This window comes from Streptomyces sp. NPDC015220 (assembly GCF_043079345.1).
Classification (GTDB): Bacteria; Actinomycetota; Actinomycetes; order Streptomycetales; family Streptomycetaceae; genus Streptomyces.
This window is the reverse complement of record NZ_JBIBUK010000017.1, coordinates 34,504-53,044: the sequence shown is the minus strand read 5'-3', so window position 1 is coordinate 53,044 and position 18,541 is coordinate 34,504. Positions and strand designations below refer to the sequence as shown.

At 72.7% G+C, this 18,541-nt stretch carries 16 protein-coding genes and 1 pseudogene; 12 read left to right on the top strand and 5 right to left on the bottom strand.

Features of this window, described 5'->3' with window-relative positions:
• Window positions 1-2: 2 nt before the first annotated feature.
• The 3 genes from ACF061_RS27795 to ACF061_RS27785 are packed head-to-tail and all read right to left on the bottom strand — an operon-like array spanning window position 3 to window position 4,200.
• Complete coding sequence (locus ACF061_RS27795) at window positions 3-1,463, bottom strand: cytochrome P450 (protein ID WP_392269719.1); 1,461 nt, start codon at window positions 1,461-1,463, stop codon at window positions 3-5.
• Window positions 1,457-2,578 carry an alpha-hydroxy acid oxidase gene (locus ACF061_RS27790; RefSeq protein ID WP_392269718.1) on the bottom strand — a complete coding sequence of 374 codons (1,122 nt, stop codon included), beginning with the start codon at window positions 2,576-2,578 and terminating at the stop codon, window positions 1,457-1,459. Before ACF061_RS27790 ends, ACF061_RS27795 begins: the two co-directional genes overlap by 7 nt.
• A complete protein-coding gene (locus ACF061_RS27785) occupies window positions 2,575-4,200 on the bottom strand; it encodes an NAD(P)-binding domain-containing protein (RefSeq protein WP_392269717.1) in 1,626 nt (541 codons plus the stop codon). Before ACF061_RS27785 ends, ACF061_RS27790 begins: the two co-directional genes overlap by 4 nt.
• A 238-nt stretch (window positions 4,201-4,438) precedes the next feature.
• Here ACF061_RS27785 and ACF061_RS27780 point away from each other — a divergent pair, with 238 nt between their 5' ends.
• Complete coding sequence (locus tag ACF061_RS27780) at window positions 4,439-5,962, top strand: class I adenylate-forming enzyme family protein (protein WP_392269716.1); 1,524 nt, start codon at window positions 4,439-4,441, stop codon at window positions 5,960-5,962.
• 271 nt (window positions 5,963-6,233) lie between these two features.
• Here ACF061_RS27780 and ACF061_RS27775 read toward each other — a convergent pair whose 3' ends face one another.
• Window positions 6,234-7,631, bottom strand: a complete 1,398-nt coding sequence (locus ACF061_RS27775; protein WP_392269715.1) for an MFS transporter — start codon at window positions 7,629-7,631, stop codon at window positions 6,234-6,236.
• An 89-nt stretch (window positions 7,632-7,720) separates the two neighbouring features.
• Here ACF061_RS27775 and ACF061_RS27770 point away from each other — a divergent pair, with 89 nt between their 5' ends.
• Window positions 7,721-8,287 carry a helix-turn-helix domain-containing protein gene (locus tag ACF061_RS27770; protein WP_392269714.1) on the top strand — a complete coding sequence of 189 codons (567 nt, stop codon included), beginning with the start codon at window positions 7,721-7,723 and terminating at the stop codon, window positions 8,285-8,287.
• Window positions 8,288-8,448: 161 nt separating this feature from the next.
• Here ACF061_RS27770 and ACF061_RS27765 read toward each other — a convergent pair whose 3' ends face one another.
• Window positions 8,449-8,691 (bottom strand): hypothetical protein, encoded by a 243-nt coding sequence (locus ACF061_RS27765; RefSeq protein ID WP_392269713.1) that lies wholly within the window; start codon window positions 8,689-8,691, stop codon window positions 8,449-8,451.
• A gap of 375 nt (window positions 8,692-9,066) precedes the next feature.
• Here ACF061_RS27765 and ACF061_RS27760 point away from each other — a divergent pair, with 375 nt between their 5' ends.
• From ACF061_RS27760 to ACF061_RS27715, 10 genes and pseudogenes are all read left to right on the top strand, one after another.
• The gene (locus ACF061_RS27760; protein WP_392269712.1) at window positions 9,067-10,221 is read left to right on the top strand and encodes an IS701 family transposase; all 1,155 of its coding nucleotides are present in this window, start codon (window positions 9,067-9,069) and stop codon (window positions 10,219-10,221) included.
• Between the two features lie 183 nt (window positions 10,222-10,404).
• On the top strand, window positions 10,405-11,190 hold the full coding sequence (gene fabG, locus ACF061_RS27755) for a 3-oxoacyl-ACP reductase FabG (RefSeq protein WP_392269711.1): 786 nt from the start codon (window positions 10,405-10,407) through the stop codon (window positions 11,188-11,190).
• 35 nt (window positions 11,191-11,225) lie between these two features.
• Window positions 11,226-12,323: a 3-hydroxyacyl-CoA dehydrogenase NAD-binding domain-containing protein gene (locus ACF061_RS27750; protein WP_392269710.1), complete on the top strand. Its 1,098-nt coding sequence runs from the start codon at window positions 11,226-11,228 to the stop codon at window positions 12,321-12,323.
• 107 nt (window positions 12,324-12,430) lie between these two features.
• Entirely contained in the window at window positions 12,431-13,342 is a 912-nt protein-coding gene (locus tag ACF061_RS27745) for an NADP-dependent oxidoreductase (RefSeq protein ID WP_392269709.1), read from the top strand.
• Between the two features lie 41 nt (window positions 13,343-13,383).
• Window positions 13,384-14,040: a DsbA family oxidoreductase gene (locus tag ACF061_RS27740; RefSeq protein WP_392269708.1), complete on the top strand. Its 657-nt coding sequence runs from the start codon at window positions 13,384-13,386 to the stop codon at window positions 14,038-14,040.
• Between the two features lie 100 nt (window positions 14,041-14,140).
• Window positions 14,141-14,794 (top strand): hypothetical protein, encoded by a 654-nt coding sequence (locus ACF061_RS27735; protein WP_392269707.1) that lies wholly within the window; start codon window positions 14,141-14,143, stop codon window positions 14,792-14,794.
• Between the two features lie 102 nt (window positions 14,795-14,896).
• Window positions 14,897-15,649, top strand: a pseudogene (locus ACF061_RS27730) (3-hydroxyacyl-CoA dehydrogenase NAD-binding domain-containing protein); the annotation flags it as partial.
• Between the two features lie 240 nt (window positions 15,650-15,889).
• Window positions 15,890-16,588: a DsbA family protein gene (locus tag ACF061_RS27725; RefSeq protein ID WP_392269801.1), complete on the top strand. Its 699-nt coding sequence runs from the start codon at window positions 15,890-15,892 to the stop codon at window positions 16,586-16,588.
• A 102-nt stretch (window positions 16,589-16,690) separates the two neighbouring features.
• Complete coding sequence (locus ACF061_RS27720; protein WP_392269706.1) at window positions 16,691-17,689, top strand: zinc-binding alcohol dehydrogenase family protein; 999 nt, start codon at window positions 16,691-16,693, stop codon at window positions 17,687-17,689.
• Between the two features lie 87 nt (window positions 17,690-17,776).
• Window positions 17,777-18,373 carry an NADPH-dependent FMN reductase gene (locus ACF061_RS27715; protein ID WP_392269705.1) on the top strand — a complete coding sequence of 199 codons (597 nt, stop codon included), beginning with the start codon at window positions 17,777-17,779 and terminating at the stop codon, window positions 18,371-18,373.
• Window positions 18,374-18,541 lie beyond the last annotated feature (168 nt).

The window sequence follows — 18,541 nt, the reverse complement described above, 5'->3', positions numbered from 1 at the left end:
CTTCACGCCCTCCGGCCCGGGTACGGGCAGGCCGTCGCGCCGTGCTCCCGTCCCGCCCCGGTGCCCGGCGTACCGTGGCCGGCGCCCAGTGGGCGGCCCTCGGTGTCGTACCGGGCGAAGTACGTCGTGGCGGGCCTGGTGCGGCGGGCGTCCAGCACCATCCAGGTGCCCAGGACCAGTTGCAGCAGGCTGCGTCCGACGTCCTCGGCCCGGTCGCGAACGGCCAGCGCCGTGCGCAGCGCGAGCCTGGTGGCCCGGGAGGCGGGCCGCTCGCGGGGCAGCAGCAGACAGGGAGCACGGTGGGGGATGGAACGGGTGTGCCCGACCGGTGAGTCGAGCACGTAGAGGGCCAGCACCTCCCGGGTCGCGGCGCGCATCACGACCGGTGCGAGGCGCCAGGCGGGACAGGGCCGGTTGGCGGCGACGCCGAAGGGGATGTGGTGGGCGTTCTTCGCGGACAGCGTCGCCCAGCGCTCCGGATCGAAGCGCTCGGGATCGGTGTGACCGGTGGCGTGGTAGTCGGGGTAGCTGAAGGTGAGGACGGAGCCCGCCGGGATCGTGGGCAGGCCGTCGAGCGCGATGTCGGCGGTGGTGATGCGATGCGCCACTCCGAACAGCGGGAACACCCGGAGCGTCTCGTTCATGACGTACGACAAGTAGCGGTCGTCGTCGCAGGTGTCCGCCGCCCTCCGCTGTACGTCCGGGTGCTGGGCCAGGGCCAGCAGGAGATGGGCCATCGCCTCGGACATCTGGACCACGGCGGTGTTGAAGAAGGTGCCTTGCAGGTAGAACGCCTGCTGGCGGCGGGTCAGACAGCCGGGCAGTTCGTGCGGCACGTCACCGGCGGCCAGCCGGCGCAGCAGATAGCGGGTCAGCCGGTTCCTGCGGCGCATGTGGCGCGGCCGGGTGCACTTGAGGGCGTCGACCACGTCGGTGGCGTTGCCGACGATCAGCTGCCGGGCCTCGGCCGGGCAGGGTTCCCGGAAGACCAGTTCGTAGAAGAACTCGGCCCACACCGGCATCATCAGGTCGCGCAGCCGCACGGACCGGATCCGACCGGTGTCCGCCGTCTCCAGGACGCGCCGGGTGGCCCTCGCCGCGGCGGCGTACAGCTCGGCCGACGGGCCGGAGAGGATGGCGAGCGTCCGCCGGGCCACCTCCTCGTAGCGGGGACCGGCCTCCAGATGCTCCTGGTGGACGTCGGCGCCGGGTGCGAGCCAGTACCAGAACAGGTCGGACAGTGCCGCGCCCTTGCTGCGGCCCCCGGCGGCGGGGTGGCCGTAGACCTCCTGGAAGCGGTCGGCGCCGAAGACGGCGCTGGGCAGCGGTATGCCCTCGTCGCCGTTGACGCGGGCGAAGACCTTCATCCGCAGGGCGACGACCCGGCCGGGCAGCCAGGCGGGCAGGGACAGCAGCAGTGCGCCGCCCAGTGCCGTCGCCGCTGTCGTCCTCCGGCTCACCATGCTCGTTCCCCGTTCGGCCGGTGGCGCGGGAGTCCGCGTGCGACGACTTGGTCGGCCGTGAGGTCCCCTGGCCGGTGCCCGCCGCAGAGGGCGAGCGCCTGGGCGAAGTCCGCGCGCAGCGCGCTCAGCAGCTCCCTCACCCCGTCCTCGCCGGCCGTCGCCAGCGCCCACAGCACCGGCCGCCCCACGCCGGCGGCGACCGCTCCCAGGGCCAGGGCGAGCGCGATGTCGGTGCCGCGGCGCACCCCGCCGTCCATGAGGACCGGTATCCGTCCCGCGACGGCCTCGGCGACGGCCGGGAGCGCCTCGAGCGCCGCCGGGGCGGCGTCGAGCTGCCGTCCCCCGTGGTTGGACACGAGCAGCGCGTCCATGCCCTGCTCGACCGCGACCCGCGCGTCCGCCGGATGCAGCACGCCCTTGAGGACGAGGGGCAGGTCGGTCAGGTCGCGCAGCCGCCGCAGATCGTCCCAGCCCGCCGGCCACATGGCGATGTCGCGGGTGCCGCCGGGCGCGGCACCGGGCAGGTCCCGCATGTTCTCGGCCGCGAGTCCGGGCGGCAGGTCGTGGAAGCCGTTGCGCAGGTCCCGGGTGCGGCTCCCGAACACGGGGGAGTCGACGGTGACCACGAGGGCGGAGCAGCCCGCCCGCTCGGCCCGGCGCACGAGTTCGGCGGTGACCTCGTGTTCCGGCTGGAGGTACAGCTGGAACCAGACGACGGCCTCCGGGTCCCTCGCGCGGGCCGCCGCGACGACGTCCGCGACGGAGGTGGTGGCGGCCATGCCGGTGACCAGCGGGGTCCCGGTCGCGGCGGCGGCACGCGCGGTGGCCAGTTCGCCGTCGGGATGCGCGAGACGGTGGAAGGCGGTCGGCGAGACGAAGAGCGGTGCCGGCCACTCCCGGTCCAGCACCCGCACGCGGGTGCCGGGGCCGGGGCCGCCGCGCAGCACCCGCGGGAGCAGAGCCAGCCGGGCGAAGGCGTCTTCGTTCTCCCGCAGTGCCGTCTCCTCGCCCGCCCCGCCGGCGATGAAGTCGTAGCGCTCCGGCCGCAGTTCCGCGCGGGCCCGGCGTGCCAGTGCGGCCGGATCGTACGCCGGGCCCGTCCGGAGGCCGGTCACGGCCTGGGCGCGGCGGCTGCTTTGCCGGCCGGGAGGCCGTCCCCGGCGGACAGCCGGGAGGCGAGGAAGGAGCCGAGCGGGCCGACGTGGACGCCGGGGTCGTCCCACTCGTTCTCCAGGTTCTCCGTGAGGTGGTGTTCCGCGACCGGCTTGCCGGTGCCGTCCGGCAGGAACTGCCGTACCACCGGGTGGAGATAGCGGGCGTCGAGGCCACCGGTGTCCCGCTGGGGCGTCCTTGCGACGGTGACGTCGAAGGGGTCGACCTGGTCGTGGTCGGCGCCGTACTCCAGGGTGACGGCGAAGTAGCCGGCCAGGTCCCCGAACTCGCCCCGGGCGGCGGCCTCGTGCAGATGCGCCACCGGGACCTCCTCGCAGTACCGGGCCCCGCCGTCGGTGCCGAGCAGCACCGCGTCGCCGAGGAACCCGAACATCTGCCACAGGGCGGAGGTGCGATTGACCCGCGCGGTGATCGCGTCGCTCACCGCATCCGCGGTGACGGGCAGGTCGGTGTGCGGCCAGTCCCGGTCGTGGTAACGGCGTTCGAGTATGCGGCTGAGCGCCTTCACCCCGTACCGGAAACCATGGATGAAACCACTGGTGGACTTCTTGAAGTCGAGGGACTGGGTGATCGTCCCGGCGAAATACAGATCGGGTACGTTCACGGATTCCCACGCGCTGGTGAGCTGCGGGAATCGGTCCTTGACGACGAGGTCGGGACGGCAGTCGTCGTCGAATATCGAGGCGTCGAAGCGGAATCCGGTGGCCAGGATCACCCGGTCGTACGGGATGTCTTTCACCACTTCCTCGACGCGTGCGAATCTGACGCTCACCAGATAAGTGCCGTCCGGCTGCCGTGCTATGCGCAGGATGTCGCCGTCCAGTACAGCGTTCTGGGACTTGAGCTGATAGGTGTCGAGGAAGTTGTTGTTGACCGCGCGGAGATGTCCGACGAAGTGCGTCCGCCAGGCGAGTTTGAGGGAGCCGGGTCCGGCGACGTGGATGACGGCGGCGGTCTCGATGAGATTGTCGGCGGTCTCGAAGGCGGAATTGCCGCGCCCGATGACGAGGACGCGCTGGTCGGTGAAGGCCGCGGGGTCGACGGTCACCGTGTCGTAGCGTTCGGCCTCCTCGACGCCCTCGATGGCCGGCACGTACGGCCGGGAGACGCCCGTGGCGACGATGATCCGGCGCGCTCGGATAACGTTGCCATTCTGGTCCGTCGCCGTGAAGAGGCCGTCCGCGGGCCGGGTGACGCGGGTGACCCGGGTGTCGAGGCGGATGCGCAGCCCCTGGGTCCGCGCGAAGTCCGCCAGGTAGCGGACCATGTCGTCGGCCGGCGGGAAGTAGCGCGGGGAGTAGGCGGTGAAGAGCGGTCCGTCGTCCGAGAGGAGGGAATTCCAGTCGACGCGCAGGCGCATTTCCGGATCGCTCCAGCCGGTGTGCACCTTGTTGGACGAGATAAGCGTTCTATGCCGGGGAAAACGCGTGAAGAAGGCGCCGGGGGTGTCGCTCTCCTCCACGATGAGGTAATCCCGGCCGTTCTTTTCTAGGAAGTACCCGGCCTGGAGGCCCGCGGGGCCGCCGCCGATGACGAGATAGTCAACCTGCGATAAAGCAGACATGGATTCGTCCTGCCTTCCGTGGGGGCGGGAAGGATCTTACTTGATGGTTAAAGCACTGATCCAGACCGCCTCTGTGTGACGTAGGTCACTCGCTGCTCTGGTCGGTGAATTCTTTCCGTCGGTTAACGTGAGGCGTGTTTGGCGGTCCAAGTGAGCCCATTCGCCGTTCGGCATGGTCGCTTTCCAGACAATCACGCCGTCTTTGTGCCGGCTGCTTCCGGTCCAGAATGGAGACGAAGTGGACGAAAAGCCCGGGGGTCTCTTTCCGCAGGCGTTCGTCGACGCCTTCCGCGACGCCCCCGACCTGCCCGCCTTCGAACACGGGGCACGCACGGTCACCCGGGGAGAGGTGCTCGACCTGACCGCCGGCTTCGTCCGGGGACTGCGCACCGCCGGCCTGGCTCCGGGAGCCCGCGTGGCCCTCGACACCGGCGTCACACCGGAGGCGTTCGCGGTGCGCGTCGCGGCCCACCTCGTCGGCTGCCAGGTGGTCGGGCTGCGTCCCGGACTGACCCGTGAGCACCTGCGCGACATCCTCGTCCGTGACATCGACGCGGTGGTGACGGACGACGCCGCGAGCCGCCCCGAACTGACCGCCGCGGCGAGCCGGTCCGGACTCCTGGAGACCGGCGGCGCGCTGCGGCCCCCGAAGGGCTTCACCGCCGCACCCGGCGACCTCACCCCCCGCGGCGACCGCGACGGCGTCGGCGTCATCCACCTCACCAGCGGCAGCACCGGCCGGCCCAAGGGCACGATGGTGACCTACCGGGCCCTCTCGGAGCACTGGGCCCTTCAGCCCGCCCGCTGGACCGACCGCGTCCGGCGCCTCGCGGCGCGTTATGAACGGTTCCTGCTCTTCGGCACCCTCACCAGCGCCGTCATGTTCGAGCACCTGGGCCTCGCCCTGCTGGCCGGGGGCACCGCGGTCATACCGCACCGGCCCCTGGTCTTCCCCGACGTCTTCGCCGACCTGCGCGTCACCGCCTGCATGACCACGGTGCCGCGCCTGTACGGCATTCTCGACGCAGTGCGCGACGCGGGCGCGGACACCAGCGGTCTGCGCGCCCTCGTCGTGGCCGGGTCCCCTCTTGCCCCGCACCGGCTGACCGAGGCGGCCGAACTGCTCGGACCCGTGGCCCACCACGCCTACGGGCAGACCGAGACGGGCATGCTCACCCTCCTCGAACCCGAGGAACTCGCCGCGGACCCCCGCCTCGCCGACACGGTGGGACGCCCGCTCGACACGGTCGAGATGACCGTGCGCGACGAGGCCGGCCGCGACCTGCCGTTGGGCGGCACGGGCGAGGTGTGGGTACGGGCGGCGGACGCGTTCTGCGGCTACTGGGAGGACCCGCGGGAGACCGCGGACGTCCTGCGCGACGGCTGGGTCCGCACCCGGGACCTCGGCCGGCTCGACGCGGGCGGATACCTCCGGCTGACCGGACGCGCGCGCGACGTCGTCATCGTCAACGCCATCGTGCACTACGCGGGCCCCATCGAGCGCGTCCTCGCCTCCCACCCCGAAGTGGACCAGGCCTACGTCGTCGGGATCCCGGACGAGCGGACGGGCGAGGCCATCCACGCCTTCGTGGTCCCGCAACCGGGCCGCGCACCGCAGGAGGCGGCGCTGCTCGAACTGGTGGCACGGGCCCTGGGCGACGCCAGCGTCCCGGCGGGCGTCAGCACCCTCACCGACGTCCCCCTCGCGGCGAGCGGCAAGCCCGACAAGGCCGCCCTGCGCGCCCTGCTGACACGCCCCTGAACGGACCCGCGCCGCAAGGGCGGACGGTCGCGGGTCACCCGGCACGACCCTCCCCGCCGCGACGGACCGCGACACCATCCGTCACGGCGGGCCGGGCCCGCGGGTGGGCCGGGGTCAGCCGGTGACGCTGGCCCGGCCGGTCTCGAGGTGGCCGGTGAACCGCTGCGACCAGAGGCGGTCGCGTCCGCCGTGACGGTCACGTCGTACCAGCCGCCCGCAGATCAGCAGGTCGGGTGACAGGCGAGGTCGAACGTCAAGTCAAGGCGCCGTTTCAGTTGGCCGGGCGGGCGGTGTGCGCCACGACGAACAGTGCCGCTCCGCACGCTGCGGCGGTGATCCAGCCGGGGTGGGAGGCGCGGGCGAGCTGCGCGGGCCCCTGGCCGGCGACGAGGCCGCCGGCCACCGCGACGCCGATCCCTGCTCCGATCTGCCGGGCGGTCGAGGTGATGGCGCCGGCGACACCGGCGCGCTCGCGTGGCAGGCCGCTGACCGCGGTGTTGGTGATCGGTGCGTTGGCGAACCCCACCCCGGTGCCGATGAGCAGGTAGGCGCCGAGCAGCAGGGCAAGCGGCGTGTGGTCGCTGAGGCCGGCGAGGGCCAGGGTGCCGGTGGTCAAGGCCGTGGCGGCGATGAGCAGCGGCCGGCGGGCTCCGTGGCGGCCGACCATGGTCCCGGCCATGGGTGCGCACACGGTGGCAGCCAGTGCCATGGGAAGGGTGGCGCAGCCGGCGAGGAGTGCGGAGAGTCCGCGGGTGTGCTGCAGGTAGTAGGTGTTCAGCAGCAGGGTCAGGTTCAGTGCGGTGAAGACGGCCACGGCGCCGAGGACGGCGGCGCTGAAGGCTGGTGTGCGGAAGAGTGTGAGGTCCATCAGCGGTTCAGGGCGGCGGCGTTCGACGGTGACGAAGGCGACGGCCGACGCGGCGGCCGTCAGGTAGCCGGTCACTGCCAGGGGTGAGGCCCAGCCCAGGCGCGGGCCCTCGATGAGGATCGCGACGGTGAGGCCGACGACGAGTGTGAGCAGGGCCTGGCCGGGCAGGTCGAGCGCGCGGTGCCGCGGGGCGCGGGACTCCGGGACGAACAGTCCGCTGAGGACGAGCGCGGCGACGATTACCGGGGCGTTGACCCAGAACAGCGACCGCCAGCCGAAGGCGGCGAGGAGGGCCCCGCCGGTGACGGGGCCGGCGGCCATGCTCAGCCCGAAGACCGATGCCCACACCCCGATGGCGCGGGCGCGCTCTCGGGCGTCCGGCATGGCGTTGACCACGATCGCCAGGGCCACCGGGCTCAGCATCGAGGCGCCGACGCCCTGCACGGACCGTGCCGCGATCAGGACACCGGCGGACGGGGCGAACGCCCCTGCCAGCGTGGCTGCGCCGAAGAGGGTCAGGCCGAGCTGGAACACACGGCGCCGTCCGAAGCGGTCGGCCAGGGCACCGGAGGTGGTCAGCAGGCTCGCCAGGACGACGGTGTAGGCGTCGACGACCCACTCCAGGTGACGGGTGCTCGCTCCCAGGCCGCTGCCGATCGCGGGCAGACCCACGTTGACGATGGTCGTGTCCAGGCCGACCAGGAACATGCTCAGTGCGCAGATCGCCAGTACCGCCCAGCGCCGGCGGGCACTGAGGGCGGGCACGGCTCGGGCGGTGACGGGCGGAGTGGTCGTGGTCACGGGCAGCACCTCTCGGTCGATGGCTGTCGGTGACGACAGAGTCCGCCGGACGCCCCCTGGTGCCCCACCACTTTTGCGAAGGCCGCAAAATGGTGGGTGTGGACGACATACCCGCCCTCCTCGACAGGATCGGGCCGCGACTGCGTGCCCTGCGCCGCGACCGCGGCCTCACCCTGGAGTCCCTGGCCGAGACGACCGGGATCTCGGTGAGCACTCTGTCGCGGCTCGAGTCCGGCATCCGCCGCCCCACCCTCGACCTCCTGATCCCCCTTGCGCGAGCCCACCGGGTCGCCTTGGACCAGCTCATCGCGGCTCCCGCCACAGGCGACCCCCGCGTGCACCTGACCCCGCGCCGCCGCAAGGGCGGCGGTGTGATCGTGCCGCTGACGGAGTATCCCGGCCGGCTCCAGGTGTTCAAGCAGATCCTGGCCCCGCGCGAACCGAAGCTCGTCACACACAACGGCTACGAGTGGCTGTACGTCCTGTCCGGTCGGCTCCGCCTGATCATCGGCGAACGGGATCTGCGACTCGGTCCTGGTGAAGTCGCCGAGTTCGACACCACCGAGCCGCATTGGTTCGGGCCCGCCGACACGACGAGTGTCGAAGTCCTCCACCTGTTCGGCCCGCAGGGACAGCAGGCCAGACCCCGCGCTTGAGGGAATCTGCGGGAAGCCATGACGGTGATCGAGTGGCTTTGGCGAAGATACGAGCTGCCCGCGGTGGACGGGCTCTGTTTCGCCGGCGGCAGCGCTGCACCGAGGCCGGGCTGTGAAACTGCGGTGCTCAGGCGAGATGTGCTCCCGCTGCCCGCTGCGGGTCAGCCCAGTACATGGGCCGTCCAGTCATGCTGGTCGGTCCCGAGCAGGGTGAACCGCTTCAGCCACGTCGTGAAGCCGCCCACGGCGCGGCAGGCGTCCACGCCGTTCAGCGACTGGGTGCAGAGTTCGAGGCCGTGCTCCCGGATGCAGGTCGGCCTGGTCAGGGCAGTCTTGGGGTCCGCGTCGGCTGAGCTCTTGACGGACTCGGGCAGGTCCGGCTCGATCGTGGTGGCGATGTACATCCCGCGCGTGCGGGAGAGGGGGCTGGTGATGCCGGCCCGGTGGGGGCCGGCGGGGGCTTGGGCAGCGAAGCGCCCGGTGTGGGTCTGTCCGGGGTTTCCGCACGGATCCGGACAGATCCGGGGGCCCGGGGGCGCGGTCGTCGTCGCGGAGGCTGCTGATGAACGGGAGGGCCGGGCCCAAGTGGTGTCAATTTCTGGCCAGAATTTATTCCTTGTTTCGTTTGTTGAATGCAATTAACTTAATTTTATGGTCAAAATGTTCGGCAGTGTGTGCTTGCCGTGAGCAGGGGGGTAACCATGAACGGCGGCCGGCCAGACAGGGGTGCCCCGGGTGGCGAGAATCCGTCCACCGGGCCCTGTGACATCGATGCGTGGGTGGCCGGGCTGGGCGACTTCGTCTTCGCGCCTCTGGGCAGGCGGGACCAGCGGATCCAGGCCGAGCGCTACACGCGCGGGCTGCTGAGCGCCACCGGGCGCAAGACCTTCCGTAACATCGCGGACCAGGTCGGCGGAGAGGCCGCGCACCAGAGCACCCATCACTTCATCAGTGGCTCGTCGTGGGAGTGGACCCGGATCCGGCGTGCCCTCGCCGCCGCGATCGAGCGAATGACCGAACCGCGTGCCCTGGTGGTGCTGCCGACCGTGGTCGAGCGGGTCGGTACCCGCTCGGTGGGGGTGGAGGAGCAGTTCGTCCCTCATCTGCGGCAGACCGTCGTCGGCCAGCAGTCGTACGGAGCGTGGCTGGCGTCGGCCGAGGCCGCGGTGCCGGTGAACTGGCGGCTGGCGCTGCCCCCGGGCTGGGCGGAGGACACCTTGCGGCGGCGCATGGCGAGCATTCCGGAGGAGATCCGGCAGGAGACCCTGGAGGCGTGTGCGAGCGAGGTCGCCCTCGAACCGGTGCGCGACTGGGGCATGTCCCCCTGGCCGGTGGTCCTCGACAGTGAGGGGCTGGACGTCGCGGAGTGTTTCGGGCACTTCGACCGGGCCGGGGCGACCCTCGTCATGCGGGTCTGTCCGTCGACGCCGCTGCGGATCGACTGCACGGCCCTGCAGGGCTACAGCGACCGGGAGATCCAGGCCGAGCAGCTCGTCGAGTCGATGAAGCGGATGCGTCGGCCCCTGGAGTGCCAGGACGCGTGGGGCCGGCCGCTGCAGGACGCCGTGGTGTCGGTCATCCCGGTCGTGCCGGCGCAGCTGCCCGACGCCCGGCGCGAGGGGGACCGGCAGCTGTTGCTGATGGCCCACTGGCAGGGCCGGGAGCGCCGGCCGGCCAAGATATGGCTCACCAACGCCGTGGACCTTCCGCCGGCCGACGTGATCGAGCTGGCCGAGCTCGCGGCCACGGTCACCCGCGAGTTCCTGCCGATCGCCGAGGGCGTTGGCCTGCGGGATTTCGGCGGCCGCTCCTTCCAGGGCTGGCACCGGCACATCACGATGGCCTCGGTGGCCCACCTCGCGGCCGTGCTCGCCGGCCCCCGGGCCTTCCCGGCGACCCGCGCGGCCGCGCGGGTCGCGGCACCTACCGGCTGACGTCGGGTCGTGCCGGCCGGTGCCGGGACCGTACCGGCACGCCGCCCGCCGGCGGCGCGTCCCGGGGCCCGGCCGGACCGGCCCGGCCCCGGGCTGGATCCTCCTTCGACCGCCCGTCGAGCCCCGGAGCCGACTCTGGGCACCGTCAAACGTGCTTCGAGCAGACGGTTCTATGGAGGAACAATGGCCGAGCGGCAGCGGCGGGTGGCAGTGGTGACCGGGGCGACCAGCGGGATCGGCCTCGCCGTGGCCACGCAGTTGGCCCGCGGCGGTGCCCGCGTCTTCGTGTGCGGGCGGGACGGGGACCGGCTGGCCGGGACCGTCAAGTATCTGCGCGAGGAGGGCCTGGAGGTCGACGGGGCCCGCTGCGACGTCACCGACAAGGAGGAGGTCCGCGGCTTCGTCCGCGCGGCGGTGGAGCGGTACGGCACCATCGACATCCTCGTGAACAATGCCGGGCGCAACGGCGGCGGCGCGGTCGCCGAGATGACCGACGAGCTCTGGTACGACGTCATCGACACCAATCTGAACAGTGTCTTCCTGGTGACCCGCGAGGTCCTGTCCGGTGGCGGCATGCTCGGCAAGGAGTGGGGCCGGATCGTCAACATCGCCTCCACGGCCGGCAAGCAGGGCGCGGTCACCGCGGCCCCCTACTCCGCCTCGAAGCACGGGGTGGTCGGTTTCACCAAGGCGCTGGGCCTGGACCTCGCCAGGACCGGCATCACCGTCAACGCGGTCTGCCCCGGCTTCGTCGAGACCCCGATGGCCGAGCGGGTCCGCCGCCACTACGCGGACATGTGGGACATCACCGAGGACGAGGCCGCCGAGAAGGTCACCACCCGCGTGCCGATCGGCCGCTACGTGGACGTCACGGAGGTCGCCGCGATGGTGGACTACCTCGTCGCCGACACGGCCGGGGCCGTCACCGCGCAGGCCATGAACGTCTGCGGAGCCCTCGGCACCTACTGATCCGCGCCCCTGCCTCTGCGTACCCAGGAGCACCCGTGAGTGAGACGACAGGCACGCCGGCGGCGGACGGCACCGCAACCGCGCGGACGGTCGCGGTGATCGGCGCCGGCACCATCGGCCTCGGCTGGATCGCCCTCTTCGCCGCGGCGGGCATGGCGGTCCGCGTCAACAGCCGCCGCCCCGACGCGGAACACCACGTGCGCGCGGCCCTCGGCCGGTACGCGGCCACCCTGCCCGGCGGGCCGCGGGACCCGCAGGAGCTGGCCGCCCGGCTGCGGTTCGAGCCGGACCTCGCCCGGGCGGTCGAGGGCGCGCACGTCGTGCAGGAGAACACCCCCGAGGACCTCGCGCTCAAGCGGGACCTCTTCGCGCGTGCCGGTGCCGCAGCCGGCCCCCGCGCGCTGCTGCTGTCATCGACGTCCACGCTGTCACCCGACGACCTCGGCTCGGCGATGGACGATCCGTCCCGGCTGCTCGTGGCCCACCCCTTCAACCCGCCGCACATCGTGCCGCTGGTCGAGGTCGTCGCCGGGGAGCGGACCGACCCGGCGGCCGTGGACGACACGGTCTCCTTCTACCGAGGCCTGGGCAAGACGCCCGTGGTGCTGCGCAGGACCGTCCCCGGGTTCGTCGCCAACCGGCTCCAGTCGGCCCTGCTGCGCGAGAGCATCCACCTGGTCCGCGAAGGGGTGGTGTCGGTGGCCGAGCTGGACGGGATCGTGACCGCGTCCATCGGACCGCGCTGGGCGGCCGTCGGCCCCTTCCGGGCCTTCCACCTCGGCGGCGGGCCGGGCGGGCTGCGCCACTGGTTCCGGCACCTCGGCGTCGGCCTGGAGCGCGGCTGGGCGGAGCTGGGCACGCCGCCCGTCGACGAGGTAACCGTCGGCACGGTGATCGCCCAGGCCGACGAGGCGTTCGGCGCCCGCTCCTACGAGGAGCTCGCGGCGGATCGCGACACGGTCCAGAACGCCGTCATCGAGGCGGTCGCCCGAACCCGGGCCGGCGCCCCGGACACCGCCGGGGGCCGGGCGGACGACGCGGCGGCGGGAGGCCCGCTCGAAGCCCGCTCGAAGCCCGCTCGAAGCCCGCTCGAAGCCCGCTCGAGTCCCGCTCGTGAACAACTCCCCTCCTGACCAGCCCAATTGACCTCAACCGCAGTCGAGGTTGCACGATGGGGTCACGGGTGCGCCGGAGATCTCCGGCGCACCCGTGACCCCGTTCGCAGGAGGAAGGAACCCCCATGCTGGCAGCAGCCATCCGCGCCTTCGGCGCCCCCGAGGCGATCGAGGTGACGGAGCTCGACACCCCCCGTCCGTCCCCCGGCGAGGTGCGGGTGCGGGTGAAGGCGGCCGGAGTCCAGGCGTACGACTGCGCCGTCCGGGCCGGCTGGACCCCGCCCGGCATGACCGTGACCTTCCCCCAGGTCCTCGGCAACGACTTCGCCGGTGTCGTCGACGAACTCGGCGAGGGCGTCACCGGCTTCTCCGCGGGCGAGGAGGTCCTGGGCTGGGCCGTGCTGTCCTGCTACGCCGAGTACCTGGTCGTCCCGGCCGACCAGATCGTGCCCAAGCCCGCGAACATGCCGTGGGAGCAGGCCGGAGCCTTCTCCGCCTCCGCGCAGACCGCCCACACCGCCCTCAGGGCGCTTCAGGTCGGCCCCGGAGACACCCTGCTCGTGCACGCCGCCGCCGGCGGCGTCGGCACGGTCGCCGTCCAGCTCGCCAAGGAGTGGGGCGCCACGGTCATCGGCACCGCCAGCGAGCGGAACCACGACTACCTCCGCTCCCTCGGCGCGATCCCCGTCACCTACGGCGACGGACTCGCCGGCCGGGTCCGCGAACTCGCCCCCGACGGGGTGAGCGCCGCCCTCGACGGCATCGGCGGCCAGGCTCTCGACGTCTGCGTCGAACTGGTCAAGGACCGCGACCGCATCGGCACCCTCGTCGACTTCGCCCGCGTCGAGGAACTCGGCGTCCGGGCCATCTTCAGCCAGCGGTCCGCCGAGCGCCTGCGCGAACTCACCGAGATCTACGCCCAGAACCGGCTCCACATCGAGGTCTCCCGGGTCTTCCCCCTGGCCGCCGCCCCCCAGGCGCATCACGAGGTCGAGACCGGACACGTGCGCGGCAAGATCGTCCTGTCGATCGACTGACCACCGAGGGAAACCGCCCGCACGCCACCGAGGAGACCCCCGTGAAGATCGAGATTTTCTCCGACATCCTCTGCCCCTGGTGCTACGTCGGCAAGCGCCGTATCCAGACCGCCCTCGACCTCTTCGGCCACCAGGACGAGGCCGAGGTCCTCTGGCGCAGCTACGAACTCGGCCCCGAGGCCGAGCGCGAGCCCGGTCCGACGGCCGCGAAGATCATGGAGACCTGGATGGACCCCGCCGCCGTCCCGGCCCGTGTAGCCCAGATCAAGGGGCACGGCCGCCAGGAGGGGCTGGAGCTCAACATGCACCTCTCCCGGCCGGTCAACTCCTTCGACGCCCACCGGCTCACCCACCTCGCGGCCGCGCGCGGCGTCGCCGGGGAGATGGTGGAGAGGCTGCTCCGCGCCTACCACACCGAGGCGTTGATCATCACCGACCACGACGTGCTGGTCCGCCTCGCCGAGGAGGCCGGTCTCGACGCCGCCGAAACGCGCGAGGTCCTCGCCGGGGACGCCTACGCCGACGACGTCCGCGCCGACCAGAGGCGGGCGCGTGAACTCGGCGTCTGCGGTGTCCCGTCCGTCGTGATCGACGGCCGGCCCCCGGTCTCCGGGGTGATGGACCCCGCCGCGCTGGCAGAACTCCTGGAGAGCGCCAGATCCCACGCCGCGCACGCCGGGACGGCCGCAGGGGCGTGACGCGGCGCCTGGACGCGGTCTCGATCGCGGCTCCAGCCAGAGCGATCAGATTGGGCCAAGCACGCCCGGAGCGTCCAGGCGCGAAGAACAGGGGAACACAGTGCAGACGAACTGGAAGAAGGCAGCCGGCCTCCTCGCCTCGGCGGGCATGGCCGTCACGGGTGTCGTGGCATCGGGCGGCTCCGCCTCGGCGGCGCCCAGCGGCACCGCCACCACGACCACGACCACGCTGCCCTACGTGTGCCAGACCCGCGTGTCGGGCTCGTGGATCCCGGTGGACTACTCCCGTACGTTCACCGTGACGGCGCCGGCCACCGTCGCCCCGTACAAGACCTTCAAGGTCACGTTCGACTCGGCGCCCATCAACGCGGTCGCCGCCTACAACAAGACGCTGACCGACGTGAGGATCGCGTACCGGGTGCCGGCCGGCACCACCGTGCTGGACTACCGGCTGACCGGCGGCAGCTCCAACCTCGGCGGCGGCCAGTGGATCGAGCGGCACGGCGACACCCTGGTCGTCCGGTCCGACGACGCCTTCCAGGGCGGTGTGGAGTACGACCTGCCGAACCTGGAGGTCGTCATGCGCGCCCCCGGCTCCGGCACGCTGACCACCACCGCCGGCGGCACCGGCTTCGACGACCCGTCGTTCTACTGGTACCGCCTCCAGCCCACCACCAACGAGTGGGACCCCTTCCAGTGCTACGCCGACCCGGCCCAGCCGGTGACCTTCTCCACCACCAAGGTCCAGCCCTGACGGGCTGGAACAGCTGATCGCGCACGGCTGCCGGAGCACCGCTCCGGCAGCCGCCGCCGGACGCCCGGCGACGGCCCACCCACCGACCACGACGGGTGAGACATGAGCACCGCACCGGACCGCCCCGCCCCGCGCACGGTCGCCGTCCTCGGGGCCGGCACCATCGGACTCTCCTGGACCGCCCTCTTTTTGGCCCACGGACTGCGCGTCCGGCTCCACAGCCGGCGCGCCGGGGCACACGGGACCGTCACCGCCGCCCTGCGGGACATGGCCCCCGGGCTGCCGGGCGGCGGCCGCGACCCGCGCGAACTCGCCCGCCGGCTGGAGATCGAGCCCGACCTCGACCGGGCCGTCCGCGACGCCGACGTCGTCCAGGAGAACCTCCCCGACGACCTGGAACTCAAGCGGGACCTCTTTTGCCGCGTCGGCGCCGCCGCGCCCCCGGCGGCGCTGCTGCTCTCCTCCACCTCCCGGCTGCTGCCCGACGCCATGGGCGCCACGATGGCCGACCCCGGACGGCTGGTCGTCGGCCACCCCCTCAACCCGCCCCACGTCATCCCGCTCGTGGAGGTCCTCGGCGGCAACCGGACCGACCCGGCGACGGTCCAGGCGTGCGCCGCCTTCTACCGGTCGGTGGGCCGCACCCCGGTCGTGCTGCGCAAACCGGTGCCGCGGTTCGTCGCCAACCGGCTCCAGGCCGCCATCCTCCAAGAGAGCGTCCACCTCCTTGAGGAGGGCGTCGTCACCATGGCCGAGCTCGACACCGTGGTCTCCCGGGCCCTCGGGGTGCGCTGGGCCGCCGTGGGCCCCTTCCAGGCCTTCCACCTCGGCGGCGGCGAGGGCGGCCTGCGCCGCTGGCTGGCGGCCGCCGGACCCGGGATGGACGACGCATGGCGGGACCTCGGCCGCCCCCGCATGACGGCGCGGACCATCGACCGCCTCGCCGACATGGCCGAACAGACCTACGGGCGGGACGGCCACGCGCACCGTGCCGCCGTCCGCGACGCCCGGCAGAACGCCGTCCTGGAGGCACTGGCCCGCGCCGGCGCCCCCGACGACGGCCCCGACACAGCAGAGACAGAAGAAAGGCACCCCATGGACACCACCGAGACCGGCGCGGACACCGTCGACTTCTGGTTCGACCCGCTCTGCCCCTGGGCGTGGATCACCTCCCGCTGGATCACCGAGGTCGCTGCGCTCCGCCCGCTCACCGTGCGCTGGCACGAGATGAGCCTCGCCCTGCTCAACAGCGGCACGCAGATGTCCGAACAGCGACGCAGGATGCTGGACGCCTACTGGGGGCCCATACGCGTGGTGGCCGCCGCACGGCACGCCCACGGCGACGACGTCGTCGGCCCCCTCTACACCGCCCTGGGCGGCCGCCTGCACGCCCCCGACGGCATCTTCGCCCCCGTGCGCGATGCCACCGCGGACACCTGGCAGCAGGTGATGACCGAGGCGATGAGCGGGACCGGCGCCGTCGTCGAGGCCGCGCTCCAGGACATCGGCCTCCCCCTCGACCTGGCGAAGGAGGCGGACTCCGAGCGCTGGGACGAGGCGCTGCGGGCCTCCCACGCCCGGGTGCCCTCCGACGGCCTCGGCCAGAGCCTCATCGGCGTCCCCGCCCTCTCCGTCAACGGCCGCACCGCGCAGTTCGGACCGGTCCTCAGCGAGATCCCCACCGGCGAGCGCGCCCTGCGGCTGTGGGACGCGCTGCGCACCCTCGCCACCGATCCGGGCTTCTTCGAGCTCAAGCGCTGCGCGGACCGCCCCGAGCCCCGCACCGTGCGCTGACCGGACCTCCGCGCGCCTCTCGATTCGTTCCCGAGCTGTCCCCGAGCCGTGCTCAAGCCCGGCTCGGGAGGCTGATCCCGGCGACGACGACCGGAGGAAAAGATGCGCACCGTCCGTATCCACACGTTCGGAGGCCCGGAGGTCCTGCGGGTCGAGGAGACCCCCGTGCCGAGCCCCGGCCCGGGACAGGTGCTCATCGCCGTCGAGGCGGTGAGCGTGGGATTCGCCCAGACCCAGATGCGGCGGGACGTCTTCCCCGCCCCCGTGTGGCAGCCGGTCTTCCCGATCGTGCTGGGCGGCGACGTCGTCGGGACGGTCGCCGCCCTCGGCGAGGGAGTGACCGCAATCCGCGCGGGCGACCGCGTGGGTGCCTTCACCCTGCACGGCGCGTACGCCGAGTACGTCGCAGTGGACGCGGACACCGTCCTGCCGGTCCCGGCCGGGATGGACGCGGCACAGGCCACCGCCTTGCCCGGCTCCGGCCCCATCGCCATGGGCGTCCTGGCCACCGCCTCCCTGCGGCCGGCCGAGACCGTCCTGGTGCATGCCGCCTCCGGAGGCATCGGCCACCTCGCCGTCCAGGCGGCCAGGGCGGCCGGCGCGGGCCGGATCATCGCCACCTCCGGCTCCACCCGCAAGCTCGACTTCGTGCGGGAGCTCGGCGCCGACGTCCTCGTCGACTACTCCCGCGACGACTGGCCGGACCGGGTCCGGCAGGCCACCGGCCACCAGGGCGTCGACATCGTCCTCGACAGCGTCGGCGGCGACGTGCTGCGGACCGGGATCGGCCTCCTCGCCCCCTTCGGCCGGCTCGTCTTCTACGGCTCCTCCGCCGGCGGCCGCGCCGTCCCCGCCGTCTCGCCCGTGGAACTCATCGGCATGCGGTCCCTCACCTGCTTCGCCCTGGGACAGTGGCGGACCAGCCGCCGCCAGGCGTACCTGGACCACCACGACACGCTGGTCCGCCACCTCACCGAGGGAACGGTCCGGCACGTGATCCACAGCACGCTCCCCCTCGAAGAGGCCGCCAAGGCCCACGAGATCGTCGAGTCCCGCGCCCACACCGGCCGGGTGGTCCTGCTGACGGGCCGGGCCGGCTGAGCGGCGCCGTCCGCCGCCCCCGCCCCCGCCCCGCACTCCGCTCGCGCCTTCGGGCCCGGCCGCCCACCCCACGCTAGGAGCACACCCATGCCGACCGCAGCACCCGTCCGCCTGGCCGTCATCGTCGGCAGCACCCGCCAGGGCCGCATCGGCCCCGTGGTCGCCGACTGGTTCGCCCGCCAGGCCCGGGCCCGCGACGACTTCGCCGTCGACGTCGTCGACATCGCCGAGGCCCGGCTGCCCACCGTCCTGACGCCGCCCGACGAGCACGGCCGCCACGCCTCGCCCGAGGTGCGCGCCTACGCCGAGCGCATCGCCGCGGCCGACGTCTTCGTCGTCGTCACCCCCGAGTACAACCGCGGCTACCCCGCCGCCCTCAAACACGCCGTCGACTGCCTCTTCACGCAGTGGCAGGCCAAGCCCGCGGCCTTCGTCGGCTACGCCGGCGGCATGTCCGGCGGCATGCGCGCCATCGAGCAGCTGCGGTCCGTCTTCGCCGAACTGCACGCCGTGCCGCTGCGCGACAGCGTCAACTTCCCGCACGTGTACACCCGGTTCGACGAGGACGGCGAACCGCTGGACGCGCAGGAGGTCAACGCGGCCGCCAAGAAACTCCTCGACCAGCTCCTGTGGTGGGCGCAGGCACTCCGCGAGGCCCGCGCCCGGCGGCCGTACGTCGCCTGATCGCGCACCGCCCGCACCGGGCCCGGTGATCCGGTTTCGAGTCGTGTTCTAGGCCCTGTCCGCAGGGTGTGAGAAGCCGACGGCGGTTCCCCCTCCCCACGGGAGCGGCTGGCCGAACCCGCCGTGCAAGACGAGAGGAAGAGACGCGATGTTCTGCTGCAGGCACGG